Raw genomic sequence first — 21,508 nt, forward strand, 5'->3', positions numbered from 1 at the left:
CGCCCCACTCAACGCCTCAGGGCCGCCGTTCCCGCCATTCTGCACAGTGATCCTTTTCCGGCAGAGCGCGGGTATACCAGACGAAATCCGCCTGCCGCTCGCTGAGGTCGGCCCCCTCCTCGGCGAGGATCAGCACTCGGGTCACGCCCCGTGCCCCGAGGTCGTCGAGATGCAACGGCACGCCCAGATCACGGCGCACATGGAAGGCACCCGCGAACAACAGGGCGGGCCGTGGCGCCTGCAACAGACGCTCGGCCATGCGCCGGTCGCGCTGCTGCTGGACAAGGCGCATGGCCGGCACCTGCGACTCGGGCAGCATTCCGCAATGCGACTCCCGGATCTGGACATCCAGCGCGGCCAATACCGCCGGCGCACCGCTGCGTTGGCCGCCCAGCTGTGGCTGGCGTCGATAAATGTCGAGGATTTCGCTGCGATCCAGGTTGGCCGCCAGCAGCGGACTGGGCAGCCCCAGCGCGTACTCCACCAGCTCGCCATACAACGCCCAATCCCAGCCAGGCTGCCAGGCCAGCGCCTCGACCAGGTCTCCAGGACGTTCACCCGCCGCCCAGCGGGCGCGCACGGCATCCACGCGCGCCTGCTGATCGGGGTTGAGCATTTCCAGCAACAGGCTGCCGGTCTGGCGCCGCTGCGCAAGCGCCTCCAGCAGCCAGCGCTGCAAGACGTGATGATCCGGGTGATCGTGGCGTTCGCCGACCAGCACCCAGTCCGCCCTGGCCAGCTCGCCTACCAATTGTTCGGGGGTCAATCGCTCGCCGCTCCGCAGATCGACGATTCTATTGTCGATCTGCCCGCTCGGCAGCGGCGGCAGCTGCTGGCAACCGGTCAGCAGCCAGAGCATGGCCAGCACTATCAGACGCATGTCGTTCTCCCTTCATGAAACGAACCCACGCGGCGAAGCATAAGTTTCCGTTTGTCAGCCGACCAGTCGGCCGGCCGCTTGGCATTTGCCGGCAGGGCTGGATAATGCGCGGCCTCACCCGCAGAGGTCCCCCATGATTCGACTGTGTGCCCCCGAAGAACTGGCCGAAGGCCAGAGCCGCGGCTTCAGCCTGCCCGGCACCCGCGTGCTGGCCGTGCGCCGCGCTGGCCGTGTATATGCCTACGAGAATCGCTGCCCGCACCGCAACACGCCCCTGGAATGGCAGGCGGACCGCTTCCTGGATCAAAGCGGCACGCTGATCCAGTGCGCCAGCCACGGCGCCCTGTTCAGCATCGAGACCGGCGAATGCGTCTCCGGTCCCTGCGTGGGGCAGGAGCTGAACCTGATTCCCTGTGAAGAGAACGCGCAAGGCATCTGGGTCGACCCCTAAAGCACCTCCAACTGCCGCACCAGGCTGATGCTATCTGGGGTCAGCTCGGCCCCGTAGGCCAGCACCTCCACCCCGGCGCGCTTCGCTTCGCGCAGCGCCGCCGCGTAGGCAGGGTCAATCTCCTCAGCGGCACGGACCGCCTCGATGCCGGACAGGTTCACGCAATACAGCTGCACCGCACGGATACCGCTGCGCGCCAGGGCCGCCAGCTCGCGCAGATGGCGCGCGCCACGCTCGGTGCGTGCATCCGGAAAGGCCGCCACCGCCTCGCCGGCGTAGCCAAGGGTGACGCTTTTCACCTCCACGTACACTGCCTCACCAGCAAAATCCAGGCAGAAGTCGATCCGGCTGTTTTCCACGCCGTAGCGCACCTCGCGGCGCAGGCCATCGAAGCCGGCCAACTCGCGAATGACGCCCCCACGCAGCGCCTCCTCGACCAGCGGATTGGCCCGCGCGGTATTGATGCAGGCAAGCCGGCCATGCGGCGTTTCACTCAACTCCCAGGTGCCGGGTAGCTTGCGCCGGGGATCATCGCTGCGACTGAACCACACGCGCCCGTCCGCCTGCATGCAGTTGAGCATCGAACCCGTGTTCGGGCAGTGGATGCACAACTCCTCGCCCTGCTCGGTCACCACGTCAGCCAGGAAGCGCTTGTAGCGACGACGCAGGCGCCCCCGCTCCAGCGGTCGCTCAAAGTGCATGGGGCCGCCAGCTGCGCAATCCCCGAGCAATGCGCGCCACGGCTTCTTCCAGGCGCGGCAGGCTCTGGGTATAGGCGAAACGCACATGCCGGTCGGCCAAGTGATGGCCGAAGTCGATGCCGGGCGTGACGGCGACGTACTCGGTTTCGATCAGATGGCGACACAGGTCGTAGGCGTTGCCACCGAACGCCGAGATATCCGCATATAAATAGAAGGCGCCCTCCGGCTCCACCTCAATCCGGAAACCCAGCTCGCGCAGGGCGGGTAGCAGGTAGTCGCGGCGCCGGGCGAATTCGCCGCGCCGCGCCTCGAGGATCTCCAGGGTGGCCGGCGCGAAGCAGGCCAGCGCGGCGTGCTGGGCCACGGTGGAGGCGCTGATATAGAGGTTCTGCGCCAGTTTTTCCAGCTCCGGCACGGCCGCGGGGGGCGCCACCAGCCAGCCCAGGCGCCATCCGGTCATGCCGAAGTACTTGGAAAAGCTGTTGAGCACGAAGGCGTCGTCATCCACCTCCAGCACGCTGTGCGCGTCCGTACCGTAGGTCAGACCGTGGTAGATCTCGTCAACCACCAGGTGACCGCCGCGTGCGCGCGCAGCCGCGGACAGGGCCGCCAGCTCGTCGCGGCGCAGCAGCGTTCCGGTCGGATTGGCCGGCGACGCCACCAGGGCGCCTACACTGTCCGCATTCCAGTAACCTTCCAGCAGTTCAGCGGTCAGTTGATAACGCGTCTGCGGGCCAACCGGCACCAGCTGTGCCGCGCCTTCGACCAGTCGCAGGAAATGCCGGTTGCAGGGATAGCCCGGATCGGCCAGCAACCAGTGCTTGCCGGGATCGACCAGCAGGCTGCTGGCCAGCAATAGCGCGCCGGAGCCGCCGGGGGTGATCAGGATGCGTTCGGGGTCCAGCGACAGGCCGTAACGGTCGGCATAGAAGCCGGCCAGCGCCTCACGCAGTTGTGGCAGGCCGCGGGCCGAGGTGTAACGGGTGTGGCCGGCGGCAAGGGCTGCCTGACCGGCGGCAACAATGGGATCGGCGGTGGTGAAATCCGGCTCGCCGATCTCCAGGTGGATGACGTCATGGCCCGCCGCCTGGAGCTCATTGGCCCGCGCCAGCAGCGCCATGACATGAAAGGGTTCGATGGCGCGACTGCGCGCGCTGAAGGAGCTGAGCAATGCAATCTCTCCCGCCGTGGCGATGGGGAAAACCGGCGATTCTAGCGAACCATGAGCACCGCGGGCAGTTACGACCGTCCGGGAGTAGCGCACCCCGGTACGTTCTGGTAATTTCGCCCGCTTTGATGCGCGGGGGTCCGGTTTGCAACTGACCGGAAGGACTTTCCCCCACGTCTGGGGAATTGAGAAAGCGAGAGGCGGACATCCATGCCCACCAAAGCAAAAGAGCAACAAGGCCAACTCAACCGTGGCTTCGAGCCCTACCAGCCGGCCAAGGGTGAGGAGTACATGAGCGATGCCATGCGCGCTCACTTCACCGATATCCTCAACAAGTGGAAGCTGGAACTGATGCAGGAAGTGGATCGCACCGTGACCCACATGCAGGATGAAGCCGCCAACTTCCCCGATCCGGCCGACCGCGCCAGCCAGGAAGAAGAGTTCAGCCTGGAACTGCGCACCCGCGACCGTGAGCGCAAGCTGATCAAGAAGATCGACGAGACGCTGACCCTCATCGAAGAGAACGAGTACGGCTGGTGCGACTCCTGCGGTGTCGAAATCGGCCTGCGCCGGCTGGAAGCCCGCCCCACCGCCACGCTGTGCATCGACTGCAAGACCCTGGCGGAAATCAAGGAAAAGCAGATCGGTTCCTGATCCCGAACGGGGCGCCAGCGGCGCCCCGTTTCGTTTCCGATGCCCATGCCCCAACGTCCCGCCTACACCGGCCGCTTCGCCCCGACGCCCAGCGGCTATCTGCACTTCGGCTCACTGGTCGCCGCCCTGGCGTCCTATCTGGACGCCCGCGCTGTCGGCGGCGTCTGGCGGGTGCGCATGGAAGATCTCGACCCTCCCCGCGAAGTACCCGGCGCACAGGATGCCATCCTGCACACCCTGGAAACCTACGGTTTCGAATGGGATGGTCCGGTGCTGCGCCAGAGCGACCGGCATGAGGCCTATGCCGAGGTGGTGGGCCGCCTGCTTGCGCAGGACCTGGCCTATCCGTGCCACTGTTCGCGCAAGCAGCTCGAGGGCCAGGCGATTTATCCCGGCACCTGCCGTGATGCGCATCTGGACCGCCACGACGCCGCCATCCGCCTGCGTGTCCCGGACCGTGAATACGCCTTTGTTGACCGGGTGCAAGGCGCGTTCCGCCAGCATCTGGATCGCGAGGTGGGCGACTTCGTCATCCAGCGCCGCGACGGCTTTTACGCCTACCAGCTGGCGGTGGTCCTGGATGACGCGTTCCAGGGCATGACCGATATCGTGCGCGGCGCGGACCTGCTGGACAACACGCCGCGCCAGCTCTACCTGCAGGAACTGCTCGGCCTGCCCCAGCCCCGCTACCTGCATGTCCCCCTGCTGACCCAGCCGGATGGCCACAAGCTGGGCAAGCGTTACCGCTCGCCGCCGCTGCCGGCCGAGCAGGCCGCACCTCTGCTGTGCCGAGCCCTGCGTGCTCTGGGCCAGGCGCCCGAGCCCACGCTGGAGCAGGCCACTCCCCGGGAGGTGCTGGCCTGGGGTATCGCCCACTGGGACGCCGGACGCATTCCCCGCCAAGCCACCCTGGCCGAAGCGCAACTTCGCTAGCCCTATCGCGCAGAAATCGAACGGCAATACCGACCGTCGCTTGCAGCCTGGCGTCCATCGCTTATAACGTTGGGCCCGACGACCGCAACCCGCGAAGCCTGCCCCACCATGTACATCTATCGACTGGTCCTGCTTCTGGTGGTGGGCATCTACCTGTTCTCACCGGCCATCATGGACGGCTGGATCCAGCCGGGCAGCGCCTGGTACCGTCCGTACCTGCTGTGGCTGATCCTGATCGTCGTCACCTTCCTGCTGCTGAGCAACCGCGATGCCGATGAGCTTTAACCTCAGCCAGCTGCTGCTGCTCAGCGCGCTGTACCTGCTTGCCCTGTTCGGCGTCGCCTGGCTGAGCGAACGCGGCGCGATTCCGCGCGGTCTGGTGCGCCACCCGATGATCTACACGCTGTCGCTGGGCGTATACGCCAGCGCCTGGGCCTTCTACAGCTCGGTGGGCCTGGCCTACCAGTACGGCTATGGCTTCCTGGCCTGTTACCTCGGGGTGAGCGGCGCCTTCCTGCTGGCACCCGTACTGCTGCAGCCGATCCTGCGCATCACCCGCACCTATCAGCTGTCCTCGCTGGCCGACCTGTTTGCCTTCCGCTTTCGCAGCAGCTGGGCCGGCGGGCTGACCACCACCTTCATGCTGATCGGCATCCTGCCGCTGCTGGCATTGCAGATCCAGGCGGTCACCGACGCCATCGGCATCCTCACCCGAGAGCCGCCGCACGCACGGGTGGCACTCAGCTACTGCGCGCTGATCATCCTCTTCACCATCCTGTTTGGCGCCCGGCACATCGCCACCCGGGAAAAGCACGAAGGCCTGGTGTTCGCCATGGCCTTCGAATCGGTAGTCAAGCTCAGCGCTCTGGCCGGCATCGGCCTGTATGCGCTCTATCGGGTGTTCGACGGCCCCCAGGGCCTGGAAGCCTGGCTGCTGCAAAACCAGGAAGCCCTCGCCACACTGCACACGCCCTTGCAGGAAGGCCCGTGGCGCACCCTGTTGCTGGTGTTCTTCGCATCGGCAATCGTCATGCCGCACATGTACCACATGACCTTCACCGAGAACCTGCGCCCGCGCAACCTGGCTTCCGCCAGCTGGGGCCTGCCGCTGTTCCTGCTGCTGATCAGCCTGCCAGTGCCGTTGATCTTGTGGGCCGGGCTCAAGCTGGGCGCCGGGACCCACCCGGAGTTCTTCACCCTGGGCGTCGGCCTGGCGCTGGACAACCCGGCGCTGACCCTGCTGGCCTACATCGGCGGGCTGTCGGCCTCCAGTGGCCTGATCATCGTCGCCACGCTGGCGCTCTCCGGCATGGCGCTGAACCATCTGGTGCTGCCGGTGTTCCAGCCCAGCGGCGAGAGCAACATCTACGCCTGGCTGAAATGGACCCGCCGCAGCCTGATCGTCGCCATCATTCTCGCCGGCTACGGCTTCTACCTGATGCTGGGTGCCGAGCGCGACCTGTCGGCGCTGGGCATCGTCTCCTTCGTCGCCACCCTGCAGTTCCTCCCCGGCGTGCTGGCAGTGCTCTACTGGCCAAGCGCCAACCGGCGCGGCTTCATCGCCGGTCTCCTGGCCGGCTTCGGCATCTGGCTGGTGAGCATGCTGCTGCCGCTGGTCGGCAACCTGCCCGGGGTGTACCTGCCCGTCCTCGACCTCATCTATGTGCTAGATGACAGCAGCTGGCACCTGGCGGCCATCACCTCGCTGACCGCCAACGTACTGGTCTTCGCCCTGGTGTCGCTGTTCACCGAGCCGAATCCGCGCGAACGCAGCGCCGCCGAAGCCTGCGCCGTGGGCAACGTGCGGCGCCAGCCACGCCGCGAGCTGATCGCCACCTCACCGCAGGACTTCGCCTCGCAGCTGAGCAAGCCGTTGGGCGCAAAGACCGCCCAACGTGAAGTGGAACGCGCACTCAATGAACTGAAGCTGCCGTTCGACGAGCGCCGCCCCTACGCCCTGCGTCGCCTGCGCGACCAGATCGAAGCCAACCTGTCCGGCCTGATGGGCCCCAGCTTCGCCCAGGACATCGTGTCCACCTTCCTGCCCTACAAGAAGAGCAACGAAGCCTACGTCTCCGAGGACATCCACTTCATCGAAAGCCGCCTGGAGGACTACCGCTCGCGCCTCACCGGCCTGGCCGCCGAGCTGGACAGCCTGCGCCGCTACCACCGACAGACCCTGCAGGACCTGCCGGTGGGGGTCTGCTCCCTGGCCAAGGATCACGAGATCCTCATGTGGAACCACTGCCTGGAAGAACTCACCGGCATCCCCGCCCAGCGTGTGCTGGGCGAACGGCTGTCGGCCATCGACGAGCCCTGGCGAGACCTGTTGATGGACTTCATCGCCGCCCCCGACGAACACATCCACAAGCACCGCCTGCTGCTGGATGGCGAGGTGCGCTGGTTGAACCTGCACAAGGCCGCCATCGAGGAACCCCTGACCCCGGGACATACGGGCCTGGTGCTACTGGTCGAGGACCAGACCGCGACCCGCGCCCTGGAGGACAAACTCGTGCATGCCGAACGCCTGGCCAGCATCGGCCGCCTGGCTGCCGGCGTGGCCCACGAGATCGGCAACCCGATCACCGGCATCGCCTGCCTGGCGCAGAACCTGCGCGAGGAGCGTAGCGGCGACGCAGAAGTTACCGAAAGCAGCGCGCAGATCATCGAGCAGACCAAGCGGGTGTCACGCATCGTCCAGTCGCTGATGAACTTCGCTCATGCCGGCGCGCGTCAGCCAGGCAGCGAACGCGTCTGCCTGGCCGAGATCACCCGCGACGCCATCGCCCTGCTGCAACTCAACCGCGAAGGCACCGAGGTGCAGTTCCTCAACCTGTGCAATCCGCAGCACTGCGCGGAAGGCGATCCGCAGCGCCTCGCCCAGGTGCTGATCAACCTGCTGTCCAACGCCCGCGACGCCTCCCAGCCGGGTGGCAGCATCCGGGTGAGCAGCGAGGCGGACGAGCACAGCGTGGTGCTGTGCGTGGAGGACGAAGGCAGCGGCATCCCCAAGAGCGCCATGGACCGCCTGTTCGAACCCTTCTTCACCACCAAGGATCCCGGCAAGGGCACCGGCCTGGGCCTCGCGCTGGTCTATTCGATCGTGGAAGAGCATTATGGCCACATCGCCATCGACAGTCCGGCCGACCCGGAACGCCAGCGCGGCACCCGCTTCCGGGTGACCCTGCCGCGTCACGTCACGCCCATCAACGTCCCGTCCTGAGCCGTCGAGGAGAACCCTGCTCCATGCCCCACATTCTCATCGTCGAAGACGAAACCATCATCCGCTCCGCCCTACGCCGGCTGCTCGAGCGCAACCAGTACGCGGTGAGCGAGGCCGGTTCCGTGCAGGAGGCCCAGGAACGCTACAGCATTCCCGGCTTCGACCTGATCATCAGCGACCTGCGCCTGCCCGGCGCGCCCGGCACCGAGCTGATCCGCCTGGCCGAAGGCACGCCGGTGCTGATCATGACCAGCTATGCCAGCCTGCGCTCGGCGGTGGACTCCATGAAGCTCGGTGCGGTGGACTACATCGCCAAGCCGTTCGACCATGACGAGATGCTGCAGGCCGTTTCGCGCATTCTCAGTGAGCGTCCCGCCACCGTCCCAGCCGCTACGCCGGCCCGCGAGGAGAAGCCGGCCAGCCCGAACGACCTCGGCATCATCGGCTCCTGCCCGGCGATGCAGGACCTGTTCGGCAAGATCCGCAAGGTGGCACCCACCGACTCCACCGTGCTGATCCAGGGCGAATCCGGCACCGGCAAGGAGCTGGTGGCCCGCGCCCTGCACAATCTGTCACGCCGCGCCCGCGCGCCGCTGATCTCGGTGAACTGCGCGGCGATTCCGGAAACCCTGATCGAGTCGGAACTGTTCGGCCACGAGAAGGGCGCCTTTACCGGCGCCAGCGCCAGCCGCACCGGCCTGGTGGAAGCCGCCGACGGGGGCACCCTGTTCCTCGACGAGATCGGCGAATTGCCGCTGGACGCACAGGCGCGCCTGCTGCGCGTGCTACAGGAAGGCGAGATCCGCCGCGTCGGCTCGGTGCAGTCGCAGAAGGTCGACGTCCGCCTGATCGCCGCCACGCACCGCGACCTTAAAAGCCTGGCCAAGCTGGGCCAGTTCCGCGAAGACCTTTACTACCGGCTGCACGTCATCTCCCTGAAGCTGCCCCCGCTGCGCCAGCGCGGCAACGACGTCATCGAACTCGCCGACACCCTGCTGGCCCGCCAGTGCGCCCGCATGGGTCGCACACCGATGCACTTCACCGAAGAAGCCCGCCAGGTCATCACCCACTATGCCTGGCCCGGCAACGTGCGCGAGCTGGAAAACGCCATCGAGCGTGCGGTGATTCTCTGCGAAAGCGAGAAAATCCCGGCCGACCTGCTGGGCATCGACCTGGAACTGGACAGCCTGGGCGTCGGCGACGAGGACTTCCCGGACAGCTCGATGCTCTCGCCGCAACCGCGTAACGAGCCCGCCGAGAATCTTTCGCTGGAAGACTACTTCCAACACTTCGTCCTCGAGCATCAGGACCACATGACCGAAACCGAACTGGCCCGCAAGCTGGGCATCAGCCGCAAGTGCCTGTGGGAACGTCGCCAGCGCCTGGGCATCCCACGGCGCCGCACGGGGGTGGGCAGCGGCTCCTGAGTCGCAGCGGGTGTTACCGGCAACCCGACGGGTAACGCACCCAGGTTCCGACGGTAACGAAAATGCCACCCCCAACCTGCACGAACGGTCACCGGATTCAGCTAACTCATTGAAAACAAAGCTTTTTATTTTTCTGGCACAACTTCTGCTTTATCTCAGGCACAACAACAACAAAAACCAAGAAACTCCATAACAAGAACAACACGCAACGACTCCTGCATAACAACGATAAAAAGGCGGAGACGCAGCAAACTGATCATTTTGGAGCAGAACGGTCTACGGGGCTTCCCCGGGCACATGCGAAACAACAAGACTGCCTGTGATGCAGCGAAGCGCATGGCCGGATCATCGATCAGGACCACGTCAGCAACCAAAGTAATCCGTTCGCTATTGGCCCCCGATTGGGGGTGCGTATGCGGGCTTCGGCCTGGCCTACGCTTCGGCGATAACAACACCAACAGCCGAAACAATAACAACAACAGCAACACTACTTCAGGGGGAGCTTCGGCTCCCCCTTTCCATTGGCCAATAACCTTGCGTTCCCGATTGCCCCACCCCGGTGCTAGAATTCCCGGCCATCGCATGCCCGGCAGTCACCGGCGGCCATGATCGCCCCCTGCGCGTTCCCGCCCAGCCCCCTGCCGGTTACCCCTTCCCGACACAGTAGCGCCCATGCTGAAGAAGCTGTTCCAGTCATTCCGATTCCCCTTGCGTCGCGCCGCGCACCCGCGCAGCACGCCCCAGGTGCTGGGCAGCCGCCAGCATTCCGTGAACCGTTCCAGTATCAGCCGCAACGCCGTGATGGTGGTGGAGCGACTGCAGAAGGCCGGCTATCAGGCCTACGCCGTGGGCGGCTGCGTCCGCGACCTGCTGCTCGAGCTGCCGCCCAAGGATTTCGACGTGGCCACCAGCGCCACGCCCGAACAGGTGCGCGCCGAGTTCCGCAACGCACGCATCATCGGCCGGCGCTTTCGCCTGGTTCATGTGCATTTCGGGCGCGAGATCATCGAGGTGGCCACCTTCCGAGCCGGCCATGGCGCCGATGACGCCGAAGAGGACAGCAACCGGGCGGCCCACCACGAAAGCGGGCGCATCCTGCGCGACAACGTCTACGGCACGCTGGAAGATGACGCCCAGCGCCGCGACTTCACCATCAATGCGCTCTACTACGACCCGGTCACCGAGCGCATCCTCGATTACACCCACGGCGTGCCGGACATCCGCAATCGCCTGGTGCGCCTGATCGGCGACCCGCGCCAGCGCTACCAGGAAGACCCGGTGCGCATGCTCCGCGCGGTGCGTTTCGCCGCCAAGCTGGACTTCGACATCGAGAAGCACAGCGCCGCGCCCATCAGAGAACTGGCGCCGCTACTGCGCGACATCCCCGCCGCACGCCTGTTCGAGGAAGTGCTCAAGCTGTTCCTCGCCGGCCGGGCCGAACGCACCTTCGAGCTGCTGCTGCACTACGACCTGTTCGCACCGCTGTTCCCGGCGACCGCCCAGGCCCTGAAGGAAAACCCCGAGTACACCGGCACACTGATCCGCCAGGCGCTGATCAACACCGACGAGCGCATTCGCCTCGGCAAGCCGGTGACCCCGGCGTTCCTGCTCGCCGCGTTGCTCTGGCCGGCCCTGCCGGCACGCGTGCTCCAGCAGCAGGAGCGCGGCCTGCCGCCGATCCCTGCCATGCAGGAAGCCGCCCACGACCTGATCGCCGAGCAGTGCCGGCGCATCGCAGTGCCCAAACGCTTCACGCTGCCGATCCGCGAAATCTGGGACATGCAGGAACGTCTGCCGCGCCGCCAAGGCAAGCGCGCCGATCTGCTGCTGGAAAATCCGCGCTTCCGCGCCGGCTATGACTTCCTGCTGCTGCGCGAAAGCGCCGGCGAGGAGACCGGCGGCCTGGGCGACTGGTGGACCCGCTATCAGGAGGTGGACGACAGCACCCGTCGCACCATGATTCGCGACCTCAGCAAGGAAGACGGCGGCGCCGCACCGCGCAAGCGCCGGCGCAGCCCGCGCAAACGCCGTCCCGCCAGCCAATCGGGCGGCAGTGACGACTGAGATGGAACGCGCCTACATCGCGCTGGGCAGCAACCTCGCGACACCGGTCGAGCAACTGCACGCCGCACTGCGGGCGTTGGCCGCACTGCCCGGCAGCCAACTGGCGGCCGTTTCCTCCTTCTACGCCAGCGATCCGCTCGGCCCGCCGGAGCAGCCGCGCTTCGTGAATGCCGTGGCCGCGCTGGACACCGAACTGGCGCCCCTGGCGCTGCTGGATGCCCTGCAGGCCATCGAGCGTGAACAGGGCCGCGTTCGCAAGGCCGAGCGCTGGGGGCCGCGCACCCTCGACCTGGATATCCTGCTGTTCGGCGACCTGCAGCTTGCCAGCGAGCGCCTGACCTTGCCGCACTACCATATGCACGCCCGTGCCTTCGTGCTCTATCCACTGGCGGAGATCGCCCCCGACCTGAGCCTGCCGGATGGCCGGCCGTTGCGCGCGCTGCTCGCCGACTGCCCGTATGCCGGACTGGAACGGTTACCCCAGGCAGCCACGAAGTAACCCCCGGTAACATTCGTAATTGACTTCGCCCGGACCCATCTGGACTATAAGCGCCCCAAGACCCGGCAATGGCGGTAACAGCCCCGGGCGCGCGACCCGGACCTCAGCGAAAGGACGGGGCGCGGAGCCTCCCACTTTCCTGCAGTTCACTCCGGCCCGTGTTGACGTCCGGAGTCATCCGCTCCGCGAAGAGGATCCACCATGCCCATCACGCTGACCACGCTGCAAAGCCGCAAGCAGAACGGCGAGAAGATCGCCATGCTGACCTGCTACGACGCCACCTTCGCCGCCGCGGCGAACGCGGCCGGTGTCGACATCCTGCTGATTGGCGACTCCCTCGGCATGGTCCTGCAGGGCCATGACAGCACGCTGCCGGTGACGGTCGCCGACATGGCCTACCACACCGCCTGCGTGAAGCGCGGCAACAGCGAGGCAATGATCCTTGCCGACCTGCCGTTCATGGCCAATGCCTCCCTGGAGCAGACCCTGCTCAACAGCGCCGAGCTGATGCGCGCCGGCGCGCACATGATCAAGGTGGAGGGGGCCGGCTGGTTGGCCGAGTCCATCCGTCATTTGGCCGATCGCGGCATTCCGGTGTGCGCTCACCTGGGCCTCACTCCGCAGGCGGTCAATGTGTTCGGCGGGTACAAGGTGCAGGGTCGCAGCGAGGCCCAGGCTCGCCAGCTGCGTGCCGATGCCATCGCCCTGGAGCAGGCAGGCGCCGCCATGCTGCTGCTCGAATGCGTACCCAGCGCCCTTGCGGCGGAGGTCACCCAGGCGGTTTCCATTCCGGTGATCGGCATTGGCGCCGGCCCCGGCACCGATGGCCAGGTCCTGGTGATGCACGACATGCTCGGCCTGTCGCTGACCGGCCGCACGCCCAAGTTCGTGAAGAATTTCATGGAGGGTCAGCCGAGCATCCAGGCGGCCCTCAGCGCCTATGTCCAGGCCGTCAAGGCCGTCACCTTCCCCGCCCCCGAGCACGAATTTTCCGCATGAACACCGTCACCACCGTCCAGCAACTGCGCGACGCCGTCGCCCAGGCGCGCCGCGCGGGCCAGCGCATCGGCCTGGTTCCCACCATGGGCAACCTGCATGCCGGCCATGTCTCGCTGATCGAGCAGGCCCGCCGCAGCGCCGACTTCATCGTCGCCAGCATCTTCGTCAACCCGCTGCAGTTCGGCGCCAACGAGGATCTGGACAAGTACCCGCGCACCCTGGCCGAGGATCAGGACAAGCTGGCGGCCGCCGGCTGCAACCTGCTGTTCACCCCGACCGTCGCCGAGATGTATCCCAATGGCATGGACGGCCAGACCCGCGTGCTGGTGCCCGGTGTCTCCGAAGGCCTGTGCGGCGCCAGCCGCCCCGGCCATTTCGAGGGCGTGGCCACCGTGGTGTGCAAGCTGTTCAACATGGTGCAGCCGGATATGGCCGTGTTCGGCGAGAAGGATTACCAGCAGCTGGCGGTGATCCGCACCCTGGTGCGCGACCTGAACCTGCCCATCGAGATCCAGGGCGCGCCCATCGTGCGTGCCGCGGACGGTCTGGCGCTGTCCTCGCGCAACGGCTATCTCAGCGCCGAGCAGCGATCCGCTGCGCCGGCGCTGTACCGCAGCCTGCAACAGCTGGCCGAGCGCCTGCGCAACGGCGAGACGGACCATGCCGCGCTGGTCGCCGAGGCCCGTCGCAGCCAGGAGGCCGCCGGCTTCCGCCCGGATTACCTGGAAATCCGCGAAGCCAGCAGCCTGCGCCCGGCCACCGCGGACGACCGCAAACTGGTCCTGCTGGCCGCTGCCTATCTTGGCAACACCCGACTGATCGACAACCTCTGCGTCGAACGCTGACCCCGCGCGGCGGCTTGCCCACCCCCCGGGGGTGAGGCACACTCGCCGCCGCCCGCATCCCTGGAGGATTACCCCGCCATGCATGCCATCATGCTCAAGGCCAAACTGCACCGCGCCATCGTCACCCACGCGGTGCTCGACTACGAAGGTTCCTGCGCCATCGACGGCGACTGGCTGGATCTGTCCGGCATCCGCGAATACGAGCAGATCCAGATCTACAACGTCGACAACGGCGAGCGCTTCACCACCTACGCCATTCGTGGCGAGGCCGGCTCGCGCATCATCTCGGTCAACGGCGCCGCTGCCCACAAGGCCGACGTCGGTCACCGCCTGATCATCTGTGCCTACGCTCATTACGACGAAGCCGAGCTGGACGGCCACACGCCACGCGTGCTGTATATCGGCGCCGACGGCGCGCTGAGCCATACCAGTAACGCCATCCCGGTGCAGCTGGCCTGAGGCCCGCCACCGGTCGGCTTGGGGAAACCCGACGGCCTTTTTCGCTCCAAGGACAGTAGCGCGCTTGCGCGCAGGATTTGCCCCGCCGCGCCACAGCCCTCGCGGCATCGCCCCAGGAACCGGACGCCATGCTGCCGTACTACCAGAATCCGCACGACGTGACCCGCCTGCCCGCCTGGCAACAGCTCGCCGAGCATCGCCAGGCCATGGGCAGCTTCAGCCTGCGCCAGGCGTTTGCAGAGGATCCGCAGCGCTTCGCCAGCTTCTCCATGGACAGCTGCGGGCTGTTCCTCGACTACTCGAAGAACCTGGTCAACGAGCAGACCATCGCGCTGCTGATGCGCCTGGCCCGCGAAGCGGGCCTGCAGCAATCCATCGAGGCCCTGCTGGACGGCAAGCCGGTGAACGCCTCCGAGGGCCGCCCGGCGCTGCACACCGCCCTGCGTCGCCCGGTTGGCGACCAGGTGCTGGTCAACGGCCAGGACGTGATGCCCGAAGTGCATCGGGTGCTGCAGCAGATGACCGACCTGGTCGGGCGCATCCACAGCAGCCTGTGGCGCGGTTACAGCGAGAAGAGCATCACCGACGTGGTGAACATCGGCATCGGCGGCTCCTACCTGGGCCCCGAGCTGGTCTCCGAGGCGCTGCTGCCATTCCGCCAGCGCGGCGTGCGCTGCCATTACCTGGCCAATATCGACGGCAGCGAATTCCGCGAGCTGACCGCACGCCTGAATGCCGAGACCACCCTGTTCATCGTCTCCAGCAAGTCGTTCGGCACCCTGGAAACCCTGAAGAACGCCCTCGCCGCCCGCGAGTGGTACCTGGCCAGCGGCGGCTGCGAGGACAAGCTGTACCGGCACTTCATCGCCGTGACCAGCAACCGCCAGGCGGCCATCGACTTCGGCATCCGCGAAGAAAACATCTTCCCCATGTGGGACTGGGTCGGCGGGCGCTACTCGCTGTGGTCGGCCATCGGCCTGCCCACCGCGCTGGCCATCGGCATGGCCAACTTCAAGGAGCTGCTCACCGGCGCCTACAGCATGGACCGCCATCTGCGCGACGCGCCGTTCGAGCGCAACATGCCGGTGCTGCTGGCCATGCTCGGCGTCTGGTACCAGAACTTCTGGGGCGCGCGCAGTCATGCGTTCCTGCCCTACGACCACTACCTGCGCAACTTCGTGAAACACCTGCAGCAGCTGGACATGGAATCCAACGGCAAGAGCGTGCTGCAGGATGGCCGCCCGGCGCCCTGCGACACTGGCGCGGTGGTCTGGGGCGGCGTCGGCTGCAACGGCCAGCACGCCTATCACCAGCTGCTGCACCAGGGCACCCAGTTCATTCCCGCCGACTTCATCGTCCCGGTGGTCAGCTACAACCCGCTGGGTGACCACCACCAGTGGCTGTATGCCAACTGCCTGTCGCAGAGCCAGGCGCTGATGCTCGGCAAGACCCGCGCGGAAGCCGAGGCGGAGCTGCGCGCCAAGGGCCTGGCCGAGGCCGAGGTGCAGCGCCTGGCGCCGCACAAGGTCATCCCCGGCAACCGCCCCAGCAACACCCTGGTGATCGAGCACATCGACCCGCGCCGGCTGGGCGCCCTGGTGGCGCTCTATGAGCACAAGGTCTTCGTGCAGAGCGCCATCTGGGGCATCAACGCCTTCGATCAGTGGGGGGTTGAGCTCGGCAAGGAACTGGGCCGCAACGTCTACGACAGCCTCACCGGCCAGCGCCCGGCCAGCGACGAGGATGGCTCGACCCGCGGACTGATCGACTTCTTCCGCAGCCGCCATCGCGGCTAGCGGTAATGGGTAGGCCTGAGGTCCACCGGCCACCAAGAGCATGAGGCGACCACGATGGAATTCCTGCGCCAGCGCATCGAGCGCCATGTGCTCAGCCTGAGTGGGCTTACCCTCTCCGGCGTCGACATGGAACACCCCAAGGGGGATCCCGGCCTGTTCGGCCCGGACTCGGTGTGCTGGCGAGTACACAGCGACTTCACCTCGATGCTGATCGGCGGCATCTCCGCGCTGATGATCCAGATGCTGCATCCGCTGGCCCTGGCCGGGGTCTGGGAGCATTCCAACTTCCGCCAGGACATGCTGGGCCGCCTGCGCCGCACCGGCCAGTTCATCGCCGGCACCACCTTCGCCAGCCGCGCCGATGCCGAACGGCTGATCGCCCGGGTGTGCGCCATCCATGACCGGGTCAGCGGCATCGCGCCGGATGGCCGACCCTACGCGGCCAACGATCCGCACCTGCTCACCTGGGTGCACGTGGCCGAGGTGTACAGCTTCCTGCAATCGCACCTGCGTTATCGCAACCCCCATCTGAGCGGCGCCGAGCAGGACCGCTACTACGCCGAGATCGCCCTGGTCGGCGAACTGCTCGGTGCCCGCGACATTCCGCGCTCACGCCAGCAGGTGGCCGGCTACTTCCGGGCGATGCAGGCGGAACTGCTTTGCGACTGGCGCTGCCGGGAGGTGCTGGATGCCCTGCTCGATGCGCCAGCCCCGAGCACCCTGACCCGTCCCTTCGGCAGCCTGATGCTGCAGGCCGGCATCGAGCTGCTGCCCGACTGGGCGACTCACCTGCTGGGCTTTCACCTGGCGGCACCACGCCGCCAGCTGATCCGCACGGCGGTGCGCCACAGTGCGCCCGTGCTGCGCTGGGCGGTGCGCAACGGCTCAATCCACCGTGCCCGGCGCCGCATGGGCATGCCGCCGGGCGGCTAGGTTTCGAGAACGTGCTCGGCATATCGCTGCGATCCCGGGCACGTGCGCCGGCCGCCGAGGTGGCCCACGTGTTGCGTTGACCACCCTGCCAGCCCCGCCGCGGAGCGGGCGGGACCATACCCACGAAAAAGGGGGTTCTGCTGGTCGCGGGCGATTTCCGTTAGAATCGCCGCCTCTCCCCGTCCCTCCCGAGTAGCTTCGCATGCCTGCTCTGCAACAGGCGCTGCGCGCCGCCCTCGCCTCCCGCCGCGAACTGATCGAGCGCCTGCATGGCCAAGGTACCGACTGCTATCGGCTGTTCCATGGCAGCCAGGAAGGCGCGCCCGGCCTCACGCTGGACCGCTACGGCCCGCAGCTGCTGATCCAGAGCTTTCACGAATCACTGGATCCGCAACAGCTGCCCCTGCTGGTCGCCGAAGTCGAGGCCTTCTTCGGGCATCCGCTGCTGCCGGTATACAACGATCGCGCGCGCGGCAACTCGCGGGTCGATCGCGGAGCGTACCGCCCCGATGCGGACGCCGTCGCCGAGCAGGTGGGACATGAATGGGGACTCAACTACCGGGTGCGTGGCCGGCACGCCGGACAGGATCCGCTGCTGTTTCTCGACCTGCGCAACGCCCGCGGCTGGGTGAAAGCCAACAGCCAGGGGTTGTCCGTGCTCAACCTGTTCGCCTACACCTGCGGCGTCGGCCTGTGCGGGGCAGCTGGCGGTGCCTCGGAGGTGTGGAACCTGGACTTCGCCGCCGGCAACCTGGCCGTCGGTCGCGAGAATGCCGCACTCAATCCGCAACTACCGACCATGCGCTTCGTGCAGTCCGACTACTTCCCGGCCATCCGTCAACTGGCCGGGCAGCCCGTCGCCCATCGCCGCGGTCAGCGCCTGCCGGTCTACCCGCACCTTGAGGCGCGGCAGTTCGACCTGGTGTTCCTCGACCCTCCGGCCTGGGCGAAGAGCCCGTTTGGCACCGTCGATCTGCTGCGCGACTATCAGAGCCTGCTCAAGCCGGCCCTGCAGGTGACCGCCGACGGCGGCACGCTGGTGTGCAACAACAACCTGGCCAAGGTGCCGCTGGACGAGTGGCGCAGCCTGGTGCTGCGCTGCGCCGAAAAAGCCGGCCGACCGGTGCGCGACTGCCAGTACCTGCCCCCGGCCAGTGATTTTCCCTCGCTCGCCGGGGACCCGCCGCTGAAGACGCTGATCCTGAGGCTCTGAGTTCCCGGGCAGACCCGCATTCAGCTGCCATACTTGGCGCCGTCAAAGCTGGCGGAACCCTCATGTCGAACCTGCCCCTGCGCCTGGCTCGCGGCCTGGCCATCTTCCTGGCGTTCTATGCGCTGATCGGCTTCTTCATCGTGCCCGGGGTGGCGCTGCGCATCGCCAATCAGCAGCTGGCCCTCTATGCCACCGAACCGGCGCGCCTGGAGCGCCTGGAGTTCAACCCGTTCCACCTGACGCTGGACCTTTACCACCTGCGCATCGGCGATACCGAAACCCCGCAGCTGGCCTTCGAGCTCCTGCATGTCGACCTGGAATGGCGCAGCCTGTGGCAGCGCACCCTGCATCTGGCCGAGGTGCGCTTGGTCCGCCCGCACACGGAAGTGCTGTTCGACGCTGAAGGGAAGCTCAACCTCAGCCGGCTCTTCGCCTTTCCAGCCAGCGAGGAAAGCCCCAAGCCGGTGAACGCGGAACCGAGCCGCCCCTTCCCGCTGCGCATCGATCGCCTGCTGCTGGAGCGCGGTCTGGTGCATTTCCAGGATCGACGCCCTGGCGAAACCGTCGACTTCACCTACGACCCGCTCGATCTGGAGCTGCACAACCTGCGCACCCGCTCCGATGATGAAGCCGAAGCTCAGTTCGTGGCACAGGGGCCGGCGGGCGGCACGCTCCACTGGCGCGGCCAGCTGCATCTGCTGCCCTTCCGCTCCAGCGGCCATCTGGAACTGAAGGATCTGCGCCTGGCTAGCATCTGGCCCTATGTGCAGGAAAACATCGCGGTGTCGCTGCGTGACGGCGTGCTCAACGCCGCCGCCGATTACCGCCTCGACCTGGCGGAGGGAACGCAACTCACCCTGGCCAATGGCCGCCTGCGCCTGGCGCCCTTTGCGGTTCAGGACCTCGACGGCCAACCTCGCCTGAACCTCGAGCATCTGGACATCCAGCAAGCCAGTCTGGACCTGGCCGCGCAACGGCTGGAAATCGGCCAGCTGCGCAGCGCCGGGCTGGAAACCTGGGCCGCCCGTGAAGCGGACGGGGAAATCGACTGGCTGCGCCTGCTCAAGGCGGACGGCGGCGCAACAGAGCAAGCCCCGACCACGGAGGGCAGGCCCTGGCAGATCCTGCTGAATGACGCCCAACTGCGCGGCTACCGCGCCCACCTGACCGATCGCGCCACGGAACAACCCGTTGAACTGCTGGTCGGCCCGCTGGACCTGGACGTACGCCAGTTCGACAGCTCGGGACAGGCGCCTTTCCAGCTGCGCCTGGACAGCGGCCTCGGCGAGCAGGGACGCGTGCACGCCGAGGGCGAGGCCGGGTTGCAGCCGCTCGCCGCCCAGCTGGCGGTGACGCTGCAGGCCATCGATCTGCGCGTCGCCCAGGCCTACCTCTCGCCGTATGTACGTCTTGAACTTCTCGGCGGTGAGCTGGCAGGCAACCTGGATGTGCAGGTCGCCCACGGCGAACAGCTGGCACTGCAGGTCAGGGGGCAGGCCAGCGTACAAGGTCTGCATACCCGTGACACCCTGCGTCACCGCGACCTTCTCAAATGGCAGGCGCTGCGCCTGGACGGGCTGGACTACCGGCACGGCGAGCAGTTGCACATCGAGGGCATCGAACTGGAGCAGCCCTACGCACGGCTGATTATCCAGGAAGACCTCAGCACCAACCTCAATGAACTGATTGTCGAGCAGCCCACGACGGCCGAAGCCGGCGAGGCCACCTCCGCCAATGAACCCCCTCTGGGTATCCACGTCGGCGGCATCGCGATTCGCGACGGCTCGGCCAACTTTGCCGACTTCAGCCTGCGACCGAACTTCGCCACAGCCATCCAGCAACTCAACGGCCGTATCGGCACCCTCGACAACCGGAGCAAGCAGGCCGCCAGCGTGGACATCACCGGCAAGGTCGATCGCTACGCGCCGGTCACCATCAAGGGCCGACTGACGCCGTTCGACCCGCTGCACAGCCTGGATATCGCCACCGTTTTCAAACAGGTGGAGCTGACCACCCTGACACCCTACTCCGGCAAGTTCGCCGGCTACCGCATCCGGCGCGGCCGTCTCAACCTGGATCTGCACTACCGCATCGACGAGGGCCGGCTGAATGCCGAGAACCATGTACTGCTGGAGAACCTGCAGCTGGGCGAGCGGGTCGACAGCGACGACGCGGTGGATCTGCCGGTGCGCCTGGCCGTGGCGCTGCTCAAGGACACCAAGGGCAACATCGACATTGCACTGCCGGTGCAGGGTGACCTCAACGACCCGCAGTTCAGCGTCATGCCGATCATCTGGCAGACGTTGCGCAATCTGGTGCTGCGGGCTGTGCAGGCGCCCTTCAAGTTCGTCGCCGGGCTGGTGGGCGGCAGCGATGAGGACCTCGACCGTGTTCCCTTCGAGCCCGGCAGCAGCGTACTGGGCGATGCCGCTCGCCAGCGCCTGGACACCCTGGCGGCGGCGCTCAGGCAGCGGCCGCAGTTACGACTGGAGGTGGAAGGCGCCAGCGCGGTGAGCGCCGATGGCCCACTGCTGGCCGAGCGGCGCCTGCAGCGTGAGTACCGGCAACTCTGGTACAACAGCTTGCAGCGCCGCGGTCAGCCGGTACCCGCCACCCCAGACGATCTGGAGATCGACGAGGACCTGAGTGATTCCTTGCTGCAGGCCATCTACCGCAGCCAGCTGGGGCAACCTCCCGCCGGCTGGGCTGAGCTTGCGGACGAGCAGGTCCACGACAACATGCGCCAAGCCCTGCTGGCACGCTGGAGCGACAATCCCACGGCCCTGCGCCGCCTGGCCCAGGAACGTGCGGCCGGCATCAAGGCGTATCTGGTGGATCAGGGCGGACTCGAAGATAAACGCATCTATCTGCTGGACAGTGCGCTGGTCACGGTCGGCACCACTGGCAGCGTGGAGACACCCTTGCATCTGGACAGTCAGTGATGATGAAAACAACGCTGCTCGCCGCCCTGTTGTTACTCGCGTCCCTGGCGCAGGCATCCTCGACGCTGCGTTGCGGCAGCGAGCTGATCAGCCTGGGCGACTCGGCCTGGGAGGTACTGCGCAAGTGCGGCGAGCCGGTGAATCAGTCCCAGCTGGGCCTCAAGCTTCAACGTGACGAATACGGCCTGCGCTACGACGTGGGTGTCGAGGAATGGATCTACGGGCCACGCAACGGCATGTACCACATCCTGCGCTTCGAAGGGGGACGGTTGCGGGACATCCGTAGCGAACGCAACCTGTAAACGCCGAAGCCGCCTGGAC

The 21,508-nt window shown here is 66.7% G+C and carries 19 protein-coding genes; 16 read left to right on the plus strand and 3 right to left on the minus strand.

Translation table 11 applies throughout. From position 1 onward, the window contains the following. Positions 1 to 16: 16 nt before the first annotated feature. Positions 17 to 880 carry a ChaN family lipoprotein gene (locus tag AS93_RS0101665; RefSeq protein WP_027588959.1) on the minus strand — a complete coding sequence of 288 codons (864 nt, stop codon included), beginning with the start codon at positions 878 to 880 and terminating at the stop codon, positions 17 to 19. Positions 881 to 1,013: 133 nt separating this feature from the next. Between AS93_RS0101665 and AS93_RS0101670 the strand changes: the two genes are divergently transcribed. Further along, positions 1,014 to 1,331, plus strand: a complete 318-nt coding sequence (locus AS93_RS0101670) for a Rieske (2Fe-2S) protein (RefSeq protein WP_027588960.1) — start codon at positions 1,014 to 1,016, stop codon at positions 1,329 to 1,331. Here AS93_RS0101670 and sfsA read toward each other — a convergent pair. Both sfsA and AS93_RS0101680 read right to left on the minus strand, forming a co-directional pair. Then, on the minus strand, positions 1,328 to 2,032 hold the full coding sequence (gene sfsA / locus AS93_RS0101675) for a DNA/RNA nuclease SfsA (RefSeq protein ID WP_027588961.1): 705 nt from the start codon (positions 2,030 to 2,032) through the stop codon (positions 1,328 to 1,330). The two genes, AS93_RS0101670 and sfsA, sit on opposite strands and share 4 nt — an antisense overlap. Then, positions 2,022 to 3,203 carry a pyridoxal phosphate-dependent aminotransferase gene (locus tag AS93_RS0101680; protein ID WP_027588962.1) on the minus strand — a complete coding sequence of 394 codons (1,182 nt, stop codon included), beginning with the start codon at positions 3,201 to 3,203 and terminating at the stop codon, positions 2,022 to 2,024. Before AS93_RS0101680 ends, sfsA begins: the two co-directional genes overlap by 11 nt. Positions 3,204 to 3,410: 207 nt before the next feature. On the opposite strand from AS93_RS0101680, the gene dksA reads away from it, so the two are divergent. The 15 genes from dksA (at position 3,411) to AS93_RS0101755 (ending at position 21,489) form a co-directional block, all read left to right on the plus strand. Then, on the plus strand, positions 3,411 to 3,854 hold the full coding sequence (gene dksA / locus AS93_RS0101685) for an RNA polymerase-binding protein DksA (protein ID WP_027588963.1): 444 nt from the start codon (positions 3,411 to 3,413) through the stop codon (positions 3,852 to 3,854). 45 nt (positions 3,855 to 3,899) lie between these two features. Then, the gene (gene gluQRS / locus AS93_RS0101690) at positions 3,900 to 4,787 is read left to right on the plus strand and encodes a tRNA glutamyl-Q(34) synthetase GluQRS (protein ID WP_027588964.1); all 888 of its coding nucleotides are present in this window, start codon (positions 3,900 to 3,902) and stop codon (positions 4,785 to 4,787) included. 108 nt (positions 4,788 to 4,895) lie between these two features. Then, the gene (locus AS93_RS20500; RefSeq protein ID WP_027589012.1) at positions 4,896 to 5,072 is read left to right on the plus strand and encodes a hypothetical protein; all 177 of its coding nucleotides are present in this window, start codon (positions 4,896 to 4,898) and stop codon (positions 5,070 to 5,072) included. Then, positions 5,056 to 8,010 carry a sensor histidine kinase gene (locus tag AS93_RS0101700; protein ID WP_027588965.1) on the plus strand — a complete coding sequence of 985 codons (2,955 nt, stop codon included), beginning with the start codon at positions 5,056 to 5,058 and terminating at the stop codon, positions 8,008 to 8,010. The genes AS93_RS20500 and AS93_RS0101700 overlap by 17 nt, the downstream gene beginning before the upstream one ends. A 23-nt stretch (positions 8,011 to 8,033) precedes the next feature. Further along, complete coding sequence (locus tag AS93_RS0101705) at positions 8,034 to 9,437, plus strand: sigma-54 dependent transcriptional regulator (RefSeq protein WP_027588966.1); 1,404 nt, start codon at positions 8,034 to 8,036, stop codon at positions 9,435 to 9,437. A 672-nt stretch (positions 9,438 to 10,109) separates the two neighbouring features. Further along, a complete protein-coding gene (locus AS93_RS0101710; RefSeq protein ID WP_027588967.1) occupies positions 10,110 to 11,501 on the plus strand; it encodes a polynucleotide adenylyltransferase PcnB in 1,392 nt (463 codons plus the stop codon). Between the two features lies 1 nt (position 11,502). Further along, positions 11,503 to 12,000, plus strand: a complete 498-nt coding sequence (folK, locus tag AS93_RS0101715; RefSeq protein WP_027588968.1) for a 2-amino-4-hydroxy-6-hydroxymethyldihydropteridine diphosphokinase — start codon at positions 11,503 to 11,505, stop codon at positions 11,998 to 12,000. Between the two features lie 201 nt (positions 12,001 to 12,201). Then, on the plus strand, positions 12,202 to 12,999 hold the full coding sequence (gene panB, locus AS93_RS0101720) for a 3-methyl-2-oxobutanoate hydroxymethyltransferase (protein ID WP_027588969.1): 798 nt from the start codon (positions 12,202 to 12,204) through the stop codon (positions 12,997 to 12,999). Then, complete coding sequence (gene panC / locus AS93_RS0101725; protein ID WP_027588970.1) at positions 12,996 to 13,844, plus strand: pantoate--beta-alanine ligase; 849 nt, start codon at positions 12,996 to 12,998, stop codon at positions 13,842 to 13,844. Before panB ends, panC begins: the two co-directional genes overlap by 4 nt. 78 nt (positions 13,845 to 13,922) lie before the next feature. Continuing rightward, entirely contained in the window at positions 13,923 to 14,303 is a 381-nt protein-coding gene (gene panD, locus AS93_RS0101730) for an aspartate 1-decarboxylase (RefSeq protein WP_027588971.1), read from the plus strand. Between the two features lie 131 nt (positions 14,304 to 14,434). Further along, entirely contained in the window at positions 14,435 to 16,099 is a 1,665-nt protein-coding gene (pgi, locus tag AS93_RS0101735; RefSeq protein ID WP_027588972.1) for a glucose-6-phosphate isomerase, read from the plus strand. A 54-nt stretch (positions 16,100 to 16,153) separates the two neighbouring features. Then, a complete protein-coding gene (locus AS93_RS0101740; protein WP_027588973.1) occupies positions 16,154 to 17,032 on the plus strand; it encodes an oxygenase MpaB family protein in 879 nt (292 codons plus the stop codon). Between the two features lie 202 nt (positions 17,033 to 17,234). Beyond that, positions 17,235 to 18,245 (plus strand): class I SAM-dependent methyltransferase, encoded by a 1,011-nt coding sequence (locus AS93_RS0101745; RefSeq protein WP_027588974.1) that lies wholly within the window; start codon positions 17,235 to 17,237, stop codon positions 18,243 to 18,245. 62 nt (positions 18,246 to 18,307) lie between these two features. Beyond that, complete coding sequence (locus AS93_RS0101750; protein WP_027588975.1) at positions 18,308 to 21,187, plus strand: DUF748 domain-containing protein; 2,880 nt, start codon at positions 18,308 to 18,310, stop codon at positions 21,185 to 21,187. Beyond that, on the plus strand, positions 21,187 to 21,489 hold the full coding sequence (locus AS93_RS0101755) for a DUF2845 domain-containing protein (RefSeq protein ID WP_027588976.1): 303 nt from the start codon (positions 21,187 to 21,189) through the stop codon (positions 21,487 to 21,489). The genes AS93_RS0101750 and AS93_RS0101755 overlap by 1 nt, the downstream gene beginning before the upstream one ends. The last annotated feature ends 19 nt before the right edge of the window (positions 21,490 to 21,508 follow it).

Origin of the sequence: Pseudomonas sp. RL (assembly GCF_000647775.1) — a bacterium.
Lineage (GTDB): Bacteria > Pseudomonadota > Gammaproteobacteria > Pseudomonadales > Pseudomonadaceae > Serpens > Serpens flexibilis.

Coding starts and splice junctions, on each gene's coding strand:
- gluQRS (WP_027588964.1), top strand. CDS start 3,900: ATGCCCCAACGTCCCGCCTACACCGGCCGCTTCGCCCCGACGCCCAGC.
- AS93_RS0101665 (WP_027588959.1), bottom strand. CDS start 880: ATGCGTCTGATAGTGCTGGCCATGCTCTGGCTGCTGACCGGTTGCCAG.
- AS93_RS0101745 (WP_027588974.1), top strand. CDS start 17,235: ATGCCTGCTCTGCAACAGGCGCTGCGCGCCGCCCTCGCCTCCCGCCGC.
- AS93_RS0101700 (WP_027588965.1), top strand. CDS start 5,056: ATGCCGATGAGCTTTAACCTCAGCCAGCTGCTGCTGCTCAGCGCGCTG.
- AS93_RS0101740 (WP_027588973.1), top strand. CDS start 16,154: ATGGAATTCCTGCGCCAGCGCATCGAGCGCCATGTGCTCAGCCTGAGT.
- AS93_RS0101755 (WP_027588976.1), top strand. CDS start 21,187: ATGATGAAAACAACGCTGCTCGCCGCCCTGTTGTTACTCGCGTCCCTG.
- panC (WP_027588970.1), top strand. CDS start 12,996: ATGAACACCGTCACCACCGTCCAGCAACTGCGCGACGCCGTCGCCCAG.
- panB (WP_027588969.1), top strand. CDS start 12,202: ATGCCCATCACGCTGACCACGCTGCAAAGCCGCAAGCAGAACGGCGAG.
- AS93_RS0101705 (WP_027588966.1), top strand. CDS start 8,034: ATGCCCCACATTCTCATCGTCGAAGACGAAACCATCATCCGCTCCGCC.
- AS93_RS20500 (WP_027589012.1), top strand. CDS start 4,896: ATGTACATCTATCGACTGGTCCTGCTTCTGGTGGTGGGCATCTACCTG.
- AS93_RS0101670 (WP_027588960.1), top strand. CDS start 1,014: ATGATTCGACTGTGTGCCCCCGAAGAACTGGCCGAAGGCCAGAGCCGC.
- panD (WP_027588971.1), top strand. CDS start 13,923: ATGCATGCCATCATGCTCAAGGCCAAACTGCACCGCGCCATCGTCACC.
- folK (WP_027588968.1), top strand. CDS start 11,503: ATGGAACGCGCCTACATCGCGCTGGGCAGCAACCTCGCGACACCGGTC.
- AS93_RS0101750 (WP_027588975.1), top strand. CDS start 18,308: ATGTCGAACCTGCCCCTGCGCCTGGCTCGCGGCCTGGCCATCTTCCTG.
- dksA (WP_027588963.1), top strand. CDS start 3,411: ATGCCCACCAAAGCAAAAGAGCAACAAGGCCAACTCAACCGTGGCTTC.
- AS93_RS0101710 (WP_027588967.1), top strand. CDS start 10,110: ATGCTGAAGAAGCTGTTCCAGTCATTCCGATTCCCCTTGCGTCGCGCC.
- sfsA (WP_027588961.1), bottom strand. CDS start 2,032: ATGCACTTTGAGCGACCGCTGGAGCGGGGGCGCCTGCGTCGTCGCTAC.